Below are 15,198 nucleotides of genomic sequence, written 5' to 3'. Positions count from 1 at the left end.
TGAGGTCTATAAATAGTTAAACGCTTATCTCAATATAATAACAGGCAACTAAATGGATTTTGTTTTTGTCTTTAAATCAAAAACTAAATTTTTTGTTTTATGAGAACCATCATTTTAATTTTAGCTTTAATTTTTTCGTTAAGATTATTTTCGCAGATTTCGGTCTGTGGTAGTTCTATCGAATTAACTGCCGATACTATGGGTACAAATGCAGTTACTGGTATGTGGACTTGTTCGCATAATCAGATTGTAATATCTAATATCGATCCGTCGCCTTTGCATTTTAAAGTGATTGCTGATGCTTCGGGAATACCCAATTTTTTTGTAAACGGTATGCAGTCGGTATGGTTTTATTGGGAATATATGGACCATCAAAATAATTTACATAGAGATAGTATAAATGTGTTGTTTTACGAAATGCCCAATTGTCATCATTATACCGATACCACTATTTGTAATCATTCTTTATATTTAATAGGGCATACTTCTATAAGTAATGCCTTAGTAAACTGGGGTGGTATTGGTTCTAATCCCTCTAATGTTATTTTTTCAAATTCAAATGAAAGTTCGACTAATGCTTTTTTTCCATTGACAGGTAATTATTCTGTTGTATGGACCGAAATGAATGCTGAAAATAATGCATGCAGATGTTCAGATACATTTATGGTCAATATTGTTAATATACCTTATATTGAGGTTGGACCTGATTTGATGATATGCAATAGTCATTTTGCTTATTTATGTGCCCATACAGACAGTAATGTAATAGGTGAGTGGAGTGGTCCTATCGGTATTACTTTTTATGATGGACCCCATGATTCTTTACTTAATCCCAATGGAAAAAATAATAAATGTACTTGGATAAAAAATAACAATTTTAACGAAACTATTACCATGTATTATATTACTTTTAATGGTTATTGTTATAATTATGATTCTGTTAATGTATCATTTTACTTTTCTTATCCGCCTATAATAACAACAAATTTAGCAGATACCGTTTCAAGTTATAATGAGTATCAGTCGTTATGTGCAGTAACACCCACTTATGGTTATGGTTATTGGATTGATAATAATGCAGGAACCCTATTTCAACCATCTAATAATACTCCATGCAATGTTACGGCAGTTGTAAATAACAGTGGCATGCATTGTTTTAATTGGGTAACAGTTAATCATACTTGTAGAGATACAAGTGAGGCTTTTTGTGTTAATTTTACATCGATGGAGTTTGTTGAAAATATAAAAGATTTATATATATATCCCAATTTATTTAACGAGTATATATTTATTATTGCTCCTAAAGCTATGATTGTCTCACTCGAAGGTTATGATGTTTTAGGTAAAAATCGATTTTTGATTAACGATATTCGATTAGAATTGGGTGAGAACAAGGTTCCTATAATAAATAATTTAGAAGAGGGGATATATTTAATAGTAATTCGATATGGTAGTCAAAAAGTTTCATTTAAAACTTATTATAAGCATTGAAAAAATGGGTTCAAATAAAGAATAAAAAAGGCTGCCCTTAAAAGACAGCCTCTTTTTTTATTTTTCAGCAATAGTTTTTTGCTTCCTTTTAAGAATATCGTATGCTAATGGAGTTGCAACAAATACAGATGAATAGGTTCCTATAGTAACACCAACAAGTAATGCAAAAATAAATCCTCGCAATACATCGCCTCCAAAAATAAAAATGGCAAGTAATACTACGATGGTGATACCAGCTGTATTGATGGTACGACGTAATGTAGAATTAATAGCGGAGTTAATAGCAACAGGTAATTCCCAACGAGGATGCAGGGTTCTATATTCACGAATGCGGTCGAAAATAATAACGGTATCGTTGATAGAATAACCTATTACTGTTAATATAGCAGCTATAAATGCTTGATCAATGTCGAGGTTAAAGGGTAATATACCGTTAAAGAATGAGAAAAAGGCAATTACAAACATAGAGTCGTGGAACAATGCAATAACACCTCCTAATCCCCATTGCCATTGGCGGAAGCGAATGGCAATATAAATAAATATAGCTAATAGAGATAATAATACAGCAATAATGGCAGCAACCTTTATGTCATCAGCAATGGTAGGTCCAACTTTAGATGAACTCATGATGCCTTCGGTGCTAACATTAGATGAACTACTGAAATCAATAAAAGAAATATCTTTTTTGAACATAGGTTTTAAGCCTTCATACAATTTGCTTTCAACAATGCTATCGGCTTCGGCAGTATTTTCGTTTATTAAATACTTTGTTGTAATGCGAAGTTGATTGTCCGATCCAAATGTTTTTACTTCGGGTGCTTCACCAAATACTTTAGACAAAGAAGCTCTTACATCGTTAACTTTAACATTTTGGTCAAGACGAACCACATAAGTTCTACCACCTGTAAAGTCGGTGCTCCAACTTAAACCACGTGTAAATAAGCTGATTAAACCTAATATAATAATGCTAGAAGAGAAGATGTAAGCTGCTTTTCTTGCTTTGATGAAATCTAGATTTACATGATCTAAGAAGTTTCGTGTTATTTTTGTTTCGAAAACAAAATTCCAGCCTTTATTAAATCCATATTCAAAAATTAATCTTGAAATAAAGATGGCTGTGAATAGTGAAGTTAATATACCAATAATTAAAGTAGTTGCAAAACCTTGAATTGGACCACTACCAAAGGCATATAAAACAACTCCTGTAATTAAAGTTGTAACGTTTCCGTCGATAATGGCAGAGTATGCATTTTTGTAACCATCTGAAAGGGCAAGTTTTATGCCTTTACCAGCTCGTATTTCTTCGCAAACACGTTCGTAAATAATTACGTTAGCATCAACTGCCATACCTAATGTTAAAACAATACCTGCAATACCGGGTAGTGTTAATACTGCACCAATGGAAGCTAAAACACCAATTAAGAAAAATACGTTTACAAGCAAAGCAATATTGGCAATAAGACCCGGCTTGCCATAGAAGAATAGCATATATAAAAGAACTAATATAAATGCTATAATAAATGATATAAGTCCTGCATTGATACTTTCTTTGCCAAGAGTAGGTCCAACAATTGCTTCTTCAATTATTACTGCAGGTGCAGGAAGTTTTCCCGATTTTAAAACATTGGCTAAGTCGGTTGCTTCTTCTAAAGTAAAGCCACCAGAAATAGAGGAGTTACCACCTTTTATTTCTTGACGAACGACGGGGAATGAATATACATAATTGTCGAGTACAATGGCTATTTGGCGTCCAACGTTTTCGCGGGTAAGGCGAGCCCATTCTTTGGCGCCCTCGCCATTCATCGACATCGATACTTGAGGTTCGTTGGTCATATTATCAAATTCAACACGTGCATTTGTAATAACTCCACCATCTAAAGGAGCTTTATTGGTACGAGGATCGGTTTTTATAGCAATGAGTTGATAAATTTCAGTGTTTTTAAGTGGTTTATACGACCATAAGAATTTTAAATTTGCAGGGAATAAAGCTTTTACCTGCTTCATATTTAAATATTTGTTAACTAACGAAGTGTCTTTACCTAATACCAATCCAACAGCAGCACCTTTGGCCAAACGTTTTTCATTATCAACGCTTGGATACATAATACTAAACAGAGGATTGTTTTGTTTAAATTGTTCTGCCGTTGCATTTTGGGGTGTTTTTTTAGAAGTGTCTTTGTTTTGTTTAACGGCTTCTAATAAAGATTTGGTTGTATCTGTTTTTGCAGCAAGGCTATCATTAACATTTTTTAAAGAGTCGTTTTTTAAAGTGTCGTTACTTTTACCCATTAAGAGTTCAGCTAGAAGTGTGTTAGCTTTTTCTAATAATGGATAGACTTCAGCATTTTCGTATGTTTGCCAAAATTCGAGATTGGCTGTTCCTTGTAATAATTTGCGAACGCGTTCGGGGTCTTTAACACCTGGTAATTCAATTAAAATACGACCCGTTGTTGCTATTTTTTGAATATTGGGCTGTGTTACACCAAAACGGTCGATACGATTTCTTAAAACATTAAACGAATTGTCAATAGCACCTTCGGCTTCTTTGCGAACGATTTTTAATACTTCATCGTTAGGAGTGTTGAAGTCAATTTTTAAATCTTTTGATATAAAAAAGGCAGCTAATTTAGCATTGGGGTCAATTTGCTGAAAAGCTTTGCCAAAGAGAGTGATAAAATCTTCACTACTATTTTTTTGCAATTCTTTTGCTTTGGCAATAGCTTTGTTAAATGTACTGTCGTTTGTATAATGTGCTAAGGAACGAAGCACATCTACAACAGAAACTTCTAAGGTTACGTTCATACCACCTTTTAAGTCGAGACCAAGGTTGATTTCTTTTTCTTGGCATTCACGTAAGGTGTATTTTTTTAACCAAAGAAAATTATATACTGGCTCATTGGCTATAGAATCGAGATAACGATATTCTTTTTGGGGATCGCCTTGAGCGTATTCTTTGGCATCGTTTTGAACCTTACGAACTACAAATGTGAACGATAATTGAAAAATAGCTGCTAATGCTAAAGCAACTGCGAAAAACTTAATAAATCCTTTATTCTGCATGTGTCTATAAATTTAATATTTACAATTTCTCACCTAAAAAAAATCAAGGTGCAAACGTACTGTTTTTTTAGCAAAAATCAAAATAATATTTATATTTGATATAAGTATCAGTAAGTCAGTATTATATGTAGTTATAGGTTAATAATACTGCCTTGTGTTACTTCGTAGGGTGGGGTATTAAACTTAAAAATGCGAGCTGTTTTTGATCCATGGAGTGTAATTGTATTATTATCGACCAATAACCAGCATCCTTCTCTTAATCCCAGTACATGTTTAGTGGGGTTGGCTGCCAGAAATTCTAAAATTCGTTGTTCTCTTGTTTCGCCGGCATGACCATCGGGATTGGCGTCTAAATAATGCGGGTTGATTTGAAAGGGGATGAGGTTAAACGCTTCGAACGAGGGTGGCTGAACAATGGGCATATCGTTGGTAGTGCATATGGTTGGGCATGCCATGTTGCTTCCGGCACTCCATCCAATATAGGGAGTTCCGTTGTTTACTTTTTGGCGAACAATGTCTATTAGATTGTATTCATAAATATGTTTTAATAAATGAAAAGTGTTTCCTCCACCCACAACTATAACGTCGGCGTTTTTAATAAATTCAACCGGTTTTGTTTCGCGATGTACACTACGAACTTTTAACCCTATTTCGCCAAAGCGTTGATTAACTTTATGTTCGTATTCGTCAAACGAAAAAGTTACAGCGGCAAAAGGAATAAAAGCTATAGAATGGGTTTTACTGTTTTTTAAAAAATCTTTTATATGTGGTAAAGGGTAAGTTAAATATTCTTCGCCTGCATTGGTCGAATTGCTAAATAATAGTAATCGCTTCATAATGTTTTTTTTTGTCAAAGATACTTTTTTTAGTTTTATTACCCAAATAAATAAATTTATCATAGAACAAAACTAATTTGACTTTTGTAATTTTGAAAATAAGTTATTTATTATATTATCGATTATCAATTATCAATAGTATAAGTTTTATTTATAAATTATTTTAGACAGCCTTGATTTTCAAGCGGCATATTTTTTTAAACTACGTTGTTATTGCATATATAGTTGGTTTGAATTTACAAATGGTAGTTGTTATTGTATAGTTGGTAAAAACAAATAATGAGATTTAGGCAAAAGCTCGAATTTATTTGTTATTTTTGTCCGATATTTATATGAAGAAAATAGCCATTCATGCAATAAAAGCAGCGACCAAGGTATCGTGGTTGTTAATAAAAGTTTATGTGCCGTTGTCGTTATTGTCATCGTTGTTGCGACAAGTAGGCTTTTTCGATTGGCTAAGTCCTTACCTGTCGCCTGTGATGGAATTTATGGGTTTACCTGGTAAAGCTTCTATCACTCTTATTGCATCTTTTTTAGGAAATGTATATGCGGGAATAGCCACTATTCCTGCTTTAAATCTTTCGGCTCGCGAGATTACTATTTTAGGAATTGTTATTGGATTCTCACATAATTTACTTGTGGAGACGGGTATTTTAATGAAACTTCGTTTTGCTACCATTCGCATTGCTTTTTTTAGGATAGTGTTAGGACTTTTTGCTGGATTTATGGCTAATTTATTACTTCCTGCAGAAGTTTATGGGGCTGTATTAAATCCCTTTTTTAAAACATCGACAACGGTCGATTGGTATAAGGTTGTATTGGGCATTATTACCACTATGATGCAGATTTTCATCTTGGTTTTTCTTATTCAGGTAAGCTATGAGCTGTTAAAACGTTGGTCTTTTATGCAAAAATTAAAACCCATTTTCCATGCAATTGGACGTTTTTTTGGTATTTCAGGTGGGGGAGTGGTACCTTGGCTCACAGGATTTTTCTTTGGTATTGTTTATGGTTCGGGTATTATGTTTCAATTCATGCAAAATGGTGTCATCAAAGTTAAAGATACTGCGTTAATAACTATTTTTCTGGTTTTAGCTCATGCTATTGTCGAAGATTCGCTTATTTTTGCTATTGTTGGCGGAAATTTCTGGATCATTATTTTAACTCGTGTCTTGATAGCTTTTACTATTTTAAAATTATTATCGTTGGGTAATATTTATAAATACCTACATAAGATAGGTTCTGGTAAAAATGAAAACTGAGAAGAGAAGTTGATGGACTTGTCGCTTTATTTAACTACGGCGACTTTCTTGGCTAATGTTCCTTGCGACGATTGTATAACGATGGTGTATAGTCCGGTAGATAAGTTTTGTTTTTCGATGGGGATGGTAGTTATTTCTTCGCCTTCGTAATGCTTTGAAATCATACAACGTCCGATTTTGTCAAATACCTGAACATTGATTTTACCAGATAAAGATGTGTTAAATAATAAGGTTAAATAGTTTTCAGAATTTCCAATACGAACATAGTTTTCTTCTAAAGAATTACATTGAATAGCAATGATTTCAGAAGTTGTTGTTTTTCCATCGTAATCCACTTGCTTGAGGCGGTAGTAATTTACTGCTTGAGAGAGAGCATTTTTGTCGGTGTAATTATATGTTAACATAGTGTTGGAATTTCCGGCTCCTTGAATTTGAGCAATCGCATTGAAGTTAATGGCATCATTGCTTTTTTCTACAACAAAGTAATGGTTGTTTGTTTCAGAGGCTGTAATCCATGTTAAGTCAACATCACCATTATTACACTTTCCGGAGAAATGAACTAAATTTACAGGTAGTGGAGTAGCTGTGCCTTTATAGAAAATAAATTGACTAAAACCTATAACATCTGAAATTTCATAATAAGTATTTCCTAAATCGGTAACGGTAGAATAAATGCCGTAATCGTTGACAGGGGTAGAGGAAGGAGTAGGATAAATATAAGGATTTTTTGCTATACTAATTACGGATAAATCATCGATAGTACCAACATATTTTTTATCAAAATACAATCTTAAATCGTAGGTGTAAGTATTTATATCACCGCCTACGGGTGAAATTTCAAACACAATATTTGAATATTGAGCACCCATTAAGTTGTTGTATGGATTACCTAGACCATCTGTTAAATCAGGATATTTTTGAGAAAAAATAGTAAAATTAACAGCGGTTGGTAAGTTGCTTCCATGCCATGTTATTTGTCCAAATTTAATGCTTCCAAACCAAAATTCAGTAGTATTACCATCAGCGATAGTTCCTACTGTTTTTGCATTGATGGGTGTAGATGTTACCGTAACTTCATCGCAACCAATGTCGGTTGTGCCATCTACAAATGTAGTACTTCGGCTATCGTTGTCAATGTCGTTGTTAATGGTAATTTGATTTCCTTTACCGTTTACAAACCAAGCTTCGCTGTTGTTTCCATTGATATGCAAATCTCCGGAGTTGATATCGTTAAATAAATTGGCAACTATTATTTCGTCGGCATTTGTTGAGGTACTGCTCATGATGCTAATACTTGTAGCTTCACCATTCGAATTCGTTCTTAATGAGTTAATATTTAAATCGCTTGAGTTCCATAATGCAATTGTATTAGTTCCATTGGGGCAAATAAATAAATTGGCATCAGAAATATTCGACCAATTGGTCGTGGGTGATGTGCCTTGGTTTCCAAGGCAATAATGTTTTCCGGTACCTCCTTTACGAATGTTAGCAAAAATATTATTTTTAATGTCTAAAGATACTCCTTGGGTAGTCGAAGAATTATCACCTCTTAACAGAGCAAATGAAGATAAGGCACCGCTCGAAGGAGTTCCTGATATGAGAATAGAGTTATAATATATTTTTGCCGTATATGCATTGGTTGATGATTGAATCCAAATTCCATTAAATTCGGTATTGGTGGTTGCTCCATTACCAAGGCTAATCATGTTATTTCTAATTTCAACTACGGATGAAGCAGATGGTCTGTATATGCTAATTCCTGATGCTGTGGGGGGAGACGTGGTTGTTGTTCTCGTAGAGGCATTTTTTATATTCCAAATTTTATTTCTGTTGATAATTGGGTTAGCAACCGCAGTAATACTAATTCCTGCAACATTATTTTGCACTGTTCCGGTATTATTAAGCAAAAGGTTACTGATTTTATTTTCAGTAATATAAACGCCACCGGTTGCAGCACCACTCACATATATGCCTTGTAAAGCCATGGTATCAATGGTGTTTTTTGAACTAACAGAACGTAAATTATCTAGGGTATTATTGTAAATATTTGATGAGCCGGTTCCGGCATGCCATATTCCAATAAATGTACTGCTTGTTCCTGTACTTGTACATGTGATTCTATAGATATTATTATTCCATATACTTACCGAAGCTGACGAGTTGTTTTTAATTCCAACATTGATTGTATTGCCTGCTAATGCAATATCTGAAGTGCTACTGGGGTCGCCAATGGTATTTCCTTCGGTAGTTCCTATGTTGAATGAACCGTTAAGAGTTTCAATACCATAAAAGGTTGAACTTGCACCTGATAAAGATAGATTTTGAATAACATTTCCTTGAATAGATATAGGCGAACCAACTGTAGAACTTATACTTATGCCTTTAACTGTAACATTGCCTGTATTGGTCCATGGTGTACCACCGCAATTAATAGTACTACCACCAATATAATTTTGATGAATCTGATGACCAATTCCACTTGATATATTGATTGCACTTTGGGCAGTATTTCTGCTTGCTGTTTGATAAAAATGATTGTTGTTTATTATCCAATTATCACCATTTCCTGTAGCTAAAATATTAACACCACTATTTGTAAAATTAAATAGATAACAATTAATAATAGAATTAGAATTATTTAATTTACCAGCAGTGCCGCTTGAATAGATTAAATTGGCAGGAACTCCCGCTGCATCTGAACGATCTCTTACTGTACAATTTATTATTCCATTAAAACTATTTCCAAGGTTTGTAGTTGCTGTAGAGGTTCTGAACAAAACAGCTCCGCTAGTTGCGTTAGTATTTCCTGATTCAATGGTAATATTTTTTAGAGTATCATAGGTAGCTTCATTCATAAAAGTAAATACAGGATTAGAAGTATTGGTATTTCTGAATAATAAGTAATTACCGATTCCATTGTAACTTCCGTCAAATGTAACTTTATCTGAACCATCTAAACGAATCATTCCATTGGCTACAGCCCCTGAAATTGTTTTAATAGTTGCATCAGCAGGTTTAATCGTAATGGTATATCCGCTACCATTTATTTCAGACCAAGGAGTAAGGGCGACTGCTCCAGATTCAGTTAAATCTGAAGTTATGAGTAACGTAACATTTCCTTTTAATCCTCTTGATGCTACTGTTTTAAAAAATCCTGAAGCATCATTATTGGTTAATGAAGTAAAGGGTTGTCCACTCCCACAGTTGTACGTACCGCTTAAAAAGGTTGGAGCAGCTGAACAGAAATAACCTAAACTTGTGATAGTACTAGTGGTAAGCGAGGTGCCACTTTGCGAAGCGTGAATAGTCCCATCATAAACTCCCGAAAGGGTATTCGATTTTGCAATGATAAGATTAGTTGTAGGGTTCGTTTCATATATAATTGCTATTCCATTAGTAAAAGTTCCTGATTGAACTTGAACATTCCAATAGCGGTTAGTGTTAATTTCATAACCGGCAGGAGAAGTGATGCTTCCACCGCAATCTTGATCAAATACTTCAGCTCTAATTGTTACAGTACCTGAAGTCGTCGGATTTTTTAGTTCAAAATATGTATAACCCGATTTGCCAATAGGAAATTTGTAGGTATTAGCTACTGTTGTAATATTACGTTCTAAAGGTCCGTTGATATACGAACTTGATGAACCGCCTGATAAGTCAGTTACGGCTGTAGATAATACTTTTAAAATATTGGTGCTTGTGGTATTAATGATTCCATTGGTTAACGTTAATTTTAAAACCGATAAGGGCATATTTAATGTTATGCCGTTCGAATTGTTGATGCTGAATACTAAATTATTGGTTGCTGAAAGTGTACCGCTACCACTTATAGTTTGTAAGGCTAAACCTGTCATATTAATAGTTGAGCTTGCAGTTGAAACGTCAATGGTTCCATTATTTACTATGTTACCGCCAACATTGAAAGAAATGCCTTTTAAATTCCATGTGCCGGCAATAATGTTAATGTCATTAACAATAATAGGATTAGTTCCTGAAGATCGAGTAAATCGTACAAATCTATCAGTACCAGTAGGATTATTGATTTCTATATTACCCAGTGGAAATCCATAGGTTGTTGGTATGGTAATCATAAAACCGCTGGTAGAACCATTGGCAGAACTACTACCATCGCCTAATCGGATGGTGCCTCCCACTAGTATTTTATTTTGCTCTCCTGATGAAGGAATATAAAAATCGCTTGAAGTAGTATATTTTTTAGGATCAATAAAAGTAATATAACCACCCGTGAATATAACATATGATGTAGTATTAAAATTACAAACATGTCCTGTTGCTAAATTATTCCCTGCTTGAGGATCTAATCTGAAATCACCGGCTGTAATCGTTAAGTGGGCATTGGCTGCAAAATCAGCTTTCCCATAAAAGGTTATTTTAGCATTATCACCATCTAATTGAATAGTACCATTATTTGTTACAGAAAGAGTATTATCGCCACTTCCATAAATAAAATGTCCGGCAGATATTTGTAAAAGACCATCAATAGTAGCATTGCCGGCTCCTGTTGTAGTACCAGCTCCTACACATTGTATAATGGCATTTGGATTATTTAGCCATAAACCTGCTGTTGTGCTTCCTATGGTATTATTGCCATAATAAGGTGATAGGGTTGAGGCGCTCGAAAGTTTGAATAATCCATTCGTTAAATTTAACCTGCTTCCATTTGTTGTGGGTGAACTAATAGTGATAATGCGTTGAATATCAATATATTTATTGTAATTATTGCTTTTGTCAACATAAATGGAATAGAAGTCGCAAGTTGGTCCATTACCGGAAACAATGCCATTTACACTTCCTTTAAAATAAACATCAGCTATTGCAGTTGAGCTACAGTTCATGTCAAAAATACCGTCCACAGTAAGATTACCTTGTGAATAATAACGATTACCAACGATAAGTTTTCTTGTACCTCCGGTAGCTGAACCATCTACATCAAAAGTGGCATTGGGCTTTACCCAAATGTCGCCATCACATGTAAGAGTGGCATTGGTGTTCCCACCGATAAAAGTTAATCTGCCCGAATTCCCTTCGCCTATGGTTAAATTGTTGCAAACGGCAGTAGTGATATCAATAGTTACCGTTGCTCCATCTTTGATAATGACATCATCATTGGGTCCCGGTAAAACACCTTCTTCCCAAGTAGTTGTTTGGCTCCATAAACCTCCAGTAACTGTAGAATGAATGGTTCCTGCAGGTAAAGTAGAACAAACTCCTTCAAGTGCATCACTTCGTGCACCTTCGTTTACAGCATATACTTTCCAGTAATAGGTTCTATCTGGAAGTCCGTTTATAGGTCCTGAGGTGGTAGAATTGGCTGGAAGAACAGCCACTAATTCATAAGTTAATCCACCATCATCGCTTCTATAAACATGGTAATGGGTTTCATTATTAGCATTATCGGTCCAATTTAAGGTTACACTGGTTTGACTAACGCCTGTAAAATATAACCCTGATGGTGCTGCAGGTGCAACAGGAGGAACAAAACGATATACCCTTCGAGCTCCATCGGTTGTTGAGGATAAGCCGGCTACTTCACCGGTTGTAGTTATTTTGGATTGACATATTAGATAAACAGGTAAGGTTGTTCCTATGGAATTGTCAGAAAATGATGTTGTTTTATATAAAACTCCATTATTAGCATTCGAATTGCCTATCCCTATAGCTCCAAGATCACTATTATCTCTTCTTCGTTGCATGTTCATATATCCATAGACATATTCAATAATTCCTGTGGTTTCGTACAAACGAATTTGAAATGTTAATTGACCTAAAACCGGCATGGAAGCAGGAAAGGTACCATAGCAGTTTTTCCATTCCACAATACAAACACGATTGGGGGCTGTGCCTTCTACTTTATAATGAACTTTACCGTTAGATCCTGTAGCCATATCGCAAGAGAAAGCAACAAGTCGTGGCTTATTAACATTCAGTTCGGGAGTGCGACTTATAGCCGATAATGATGTGCCTAAACGCATTACTCCGTCTTCGGTAACAACAAATTGGTCATAAGCAGTGGACATAAAATAAAAAGTAAAACCGATTGGGTTCGTATTTGAAAAAATACCGGTGTTTAAACCATCGGTATTAGGACCAATAAGTTGTGTCGTTCCCGACGACATATCGGTTAATGAACCATCTGATAGCGAGCTAAATGTATAATTAGTTGTACTTTGCGAAAAGATAAGATTACTCGCTATTATTAAACCTATTAAAGTAAATATTCTTTTCATGACAAAAGTAATTTCTTTGTCAATTTTTACGTAAAAGTTTGTCAAACGTTATAAGGCTGTAGGTAAATTTACTCAATTTTCATCAAATAAAAATACGTATTTATCCCATAATGATAAATTTTCGTCAAATAATGAAAAAAAGCTTGTTGAAAAATGAAAAAATTAGTGCTTAACGATGAATTTTTTTCTGATTTTTTGATACTGTTGTGAAATTTCAATTAGATAAAGTCCGTTGTTAAGCGAAGCAGTATTGATTAGCAAATCATTTTTTGTCGTCTGTGAATAAACCTTTTCGCCCAATACATTATAAATATGAATTGTATAATTTTCATTTGATTTAGAGGTGATTGTTAAATAATTATTAACAGGATTAGGGAAAAGTTGAAACTGATTTTCTAAGTTGATTGGTTCAATTCCAACAAAAATAGAAGTGTAATATAGTTCCCATCCTTGCCCTTGAATGGTATCATTGGTATTGAATGTTAAAAACAAAGCATTCCCGGTAGATAAAATCTCACTAGGTAATTGGTTGCCCGAAAAACTTCCAATAAGGGGAGCTTGATCGGTTTCGCCATCATAAATGGAGAGAACGTCATAATTAGTTTCGGTATTAAAATTTGTGAAATTTAATTTTATTTGACTAGCGCCTCTGGGTTTTATAAGCCATGAACAATGTGTATTATTCCAATAATAAGATAATCCGCTACCATCTTCCAATGTTCGTGTAGTGTCAATTAAGATATTGTCTTGATTACAATAATCTGCAAAATACGGCATAATGTTTATAACAGCTCCTTGGCCATAAGAGAAATCATTACTTCCAGGAGTTAGGTCATTGTAGTAATAGTAACCATTAGCGTAACCACTCCATCCCCAATTAAAATGATAAAAACAAGTATCTTGATAACCGTCGCAAACAAATGCATGTCCACCTGTACCGCTCCCACTATAAATAACAGGTCGTTTAAGATTTAATTGGTCTCTTATTAGAATATCCCAGTCATAATCGGTAAACTTAGATCTATCTTTAAAACGGATAGAAGGATGATATCTAAAGTAATCTTTCATAGCATCTGGAACCCATTCTGTGTAACTTGAAGATCCATCGGGTCCATAGTTCATATTAACGGCTACACCACAATGATACATCAATTCAGCTATAGCATCGCCACTCTGACTATTGGCATAAGACGTCATTTCAGACCATCGATAATAGGTGTTTTCGTAATCAATGGTGTCAATATCTGACCAGATAAAAGTTTTTTCACCTTTCCCATGTTCAGGATAATTGTAATATTTCATCGTCATTGCCATAGCTGTGGCAACACAACCCGTGACGCAGTGACCACCAGGACCATGACTACTTGGTGGACAGTAGTTATTATAAGGTACTCCTTGATCCCAGTATAAATTCAAAAAAGGACTTATTGCATTACTTGATAACGTTGTTTTGGTTAGAGGTTCATTTTCAATTTTAAGCCAGATATCGTTATAATAACTTTTTTTTAATTCTCTAGCTTTTAGAATTTGTTCAGATGCCAAATCTAAATAATTTTTCATAGACTCCGGTAATTGCTGAGGTATAATATCTTCATTAAAAGAATATCCAATAATTGGAAAAGCGTTATCATCTGCACTGGTAATAACAAATCCATTGGGGTTTATTCTAATAATATAGCATGCTAAACGATTATTTATAAAATAACTATGAACATCTTTTATCGAGATGTTTTTAATTTCATAGTTAAAACGATAGTATTGTTTTTGATAAAATTGTTTAGCTACTTTAAGAGCTCTATCTGATTCTACATACTTGGCAAATACAAAAAATGGAATAACAACCAAATATAAAAAAGCAAAAGTTCGTATCATAACAAAAAAATTTTTGTCAAAGATACGAACTAAATCGTTTTAATCAAAAAAATTATCGAATTACAGAAACTGCTCCAACTTCTTCGTGCAACTTATCAAAACTATCTCTAAACACAGCCCTCCATGTATAGGTGCCGATTGGCACAATTTCATGGTTTTTAGCACGTCCGTCCCATTTTTCGCTACGCTCATCGAGCTTGCTATAGGTCTTAGTGCTCCAAATTACCTCGCCCCAACGATCGTAAACCTCTAAATAAAAGCCTTCTTCTTTAATACCATGAGCTACCACATAGAAAAAGTCATTGTTGCGGTCGCCATCGGGACTAAAGGCAGTAGGAGCATAGAACGTATATTGCTCAAGTATTTTTATGATAGCCTTGGCGGTATCGGTACAACCCTTATTGGTAACGGCTACTAACTGCGTTTCGT

General features: G+C 34.4%; 7 protein-coding genes. 2 read left to right on the top strand and 5 right to left on the bottom strand.

Going from position 1 to position 15,198, the window contains the following annotated elements:
* Positions 1 to 99 precede the first annotated feature (99 nt).
* The gene (locus tag HPY79_08480) at positions 100 to 1,491 is read left to right on the top strand and encodes a T9SS type A sorting domain-containing protein (GenBank protein NSW45835.1); all 1,392 of its coding nucleotides are present in this window, start codon (positions 100 to 102) and stop codon (positions 1,489 to 1,491) included.
* 57 nt (positions 1,492 to 1,548) lie between these two features.
* Here HPY79_08480 and secDF read toward each other — a convergent pair whose 3' ends face one another.
* Together secDF and pepE are read right to left on the bottom strand one after the other, a co-directional pair.
* The gene (gene secDF / locus HPY79_08475; protein ID NSW45834.1) at positions 1,549 to 4,551 is read right to left on the bottom strand and encodes a protein translocase subunit SecDF; all 3,003 of its coding nucleotides are present in this window, start codon (positions 4,549 to 4,551) and stop codon (positions 1,549 to 1,551) included.
* Between the two features lie 131 nt (positions 4,552 to 4,682).
* On the bottom strand, positions 4,683 to 5,387 hold the full coding sequence (gene pepE / locus HPY79_08470) for a dipeptidase PepE (GenBank protein NSW45833.1): 705 nt from the start codon (positions 5,385 to 5,387) through the stop codon (positions 4,683 to 4,685).
* A gap of 332 nt (positions 5,388 to 5,719) precedes the next feature.
* Between pepE and HPY79_08465 the strand changes: the two genes are divergently transcribed.
* On the top strand, positions 5,720 to 6,649 hold the full coding sequence (locus HPY79_08465) for a hypothetical protein (protein ID NSW45832.1): 930 nt from the start codon (positions 5,720 to 5,722) through the stop codon (positions 6,647 to 6,649).
* Positions 6,650 to 6,675: 26 nt separating this feature from the next.
* Here HPY79_08465 and HPY79_08460 read toward each other — a convergent pair whose 3' ends face one another.
* From HPY79_08460 to HPY79_08450, 3 genes are all read right to left on the bottom strand, one after another.
* The gene (locus tag HPY79_08460; GenBank protein NSW45831.1) at positions 6,676 to 12,897 is read right to left on the bottom strand and encodes a hypothetical protein; all 6,222 of its coding nucleotides are present in this window, start codon (positions 12,895 to 12,897) and stop codon (positions 6,676 to 6,678) included.
* A 162-nt stretch (positions 12,898 to 13,059) separates the two neighbouring features.
* Positions 13,060 to 14,769, bottom strand: a complete 1,710-nt coding sequence (locus tag HPY79_08455) for a C10 family peptidase (GenBank protein NSW45830.1) — start codon at positions 14,767 to 14,769, stop codon at positions 13,060 to 13,062.
* Between the two features lie 52 nt (positions 14,770 to 14,821).
* On the bottom strand, positions 14,822 to 15,198 hold a 377-nt coding region (locus tag HPY79_08450; protein NSW45829.1), incomplete at its 5' end, for a gliding motility-associated C-terminal domain-containing protein.

The organism is Bacteroidales bacterium (genome assembly GCA_013314715.1).
Classification (GTDB): Bacteria; Bacteroidota; Bacteroidia; order Bacteroidales; family GWA2-32-17; genus Ch61.
This window is presented reverse-complemented; position numbering and strand designations above follow the sequence as displayed.

Coding starts and splice junctions, on each gene's coding strand:
- HPY79_08480 (NSW45835.1), top strand. CDS start 100: ATGAGAACCATCATTTTAATTTTAGCTTTAATTTTTTCGTTAAGATTA.
- secDF (NSW45834.1), bottom strand. CDS start 4,551: ATGCAGAATAAAGGATTTATTAAGTTTTTCGCAGTTGCTTTAGCATTA.
- pepE (NSW45833.1), bottom strand. CDS start 5,387: ATGAAGCGATTACTATTATTTAGCAATTCGACCAATGCAGGCGAAGAA.
- HPY79_08465 (NSW45832.1), top strand. CDS start 5,720: ATGAAGAAAATAGCCATTCATGCAATAAAAGCAGCGACCAAGGTATCG.
- HPY79_08460 (NSW45831.1), bottom strand. CDS start 12,897: ATGAAAAGAATATTTACTTTAATAGGTTTAATAATAGCGAGTAATCTT.
- HPY79_08455 (NSW45830.1), bottom strand. CDS start 14,769: ATGATACGAACTTTTGCTTTTTTATATTTGGTTGTTATTCCATTTTTT.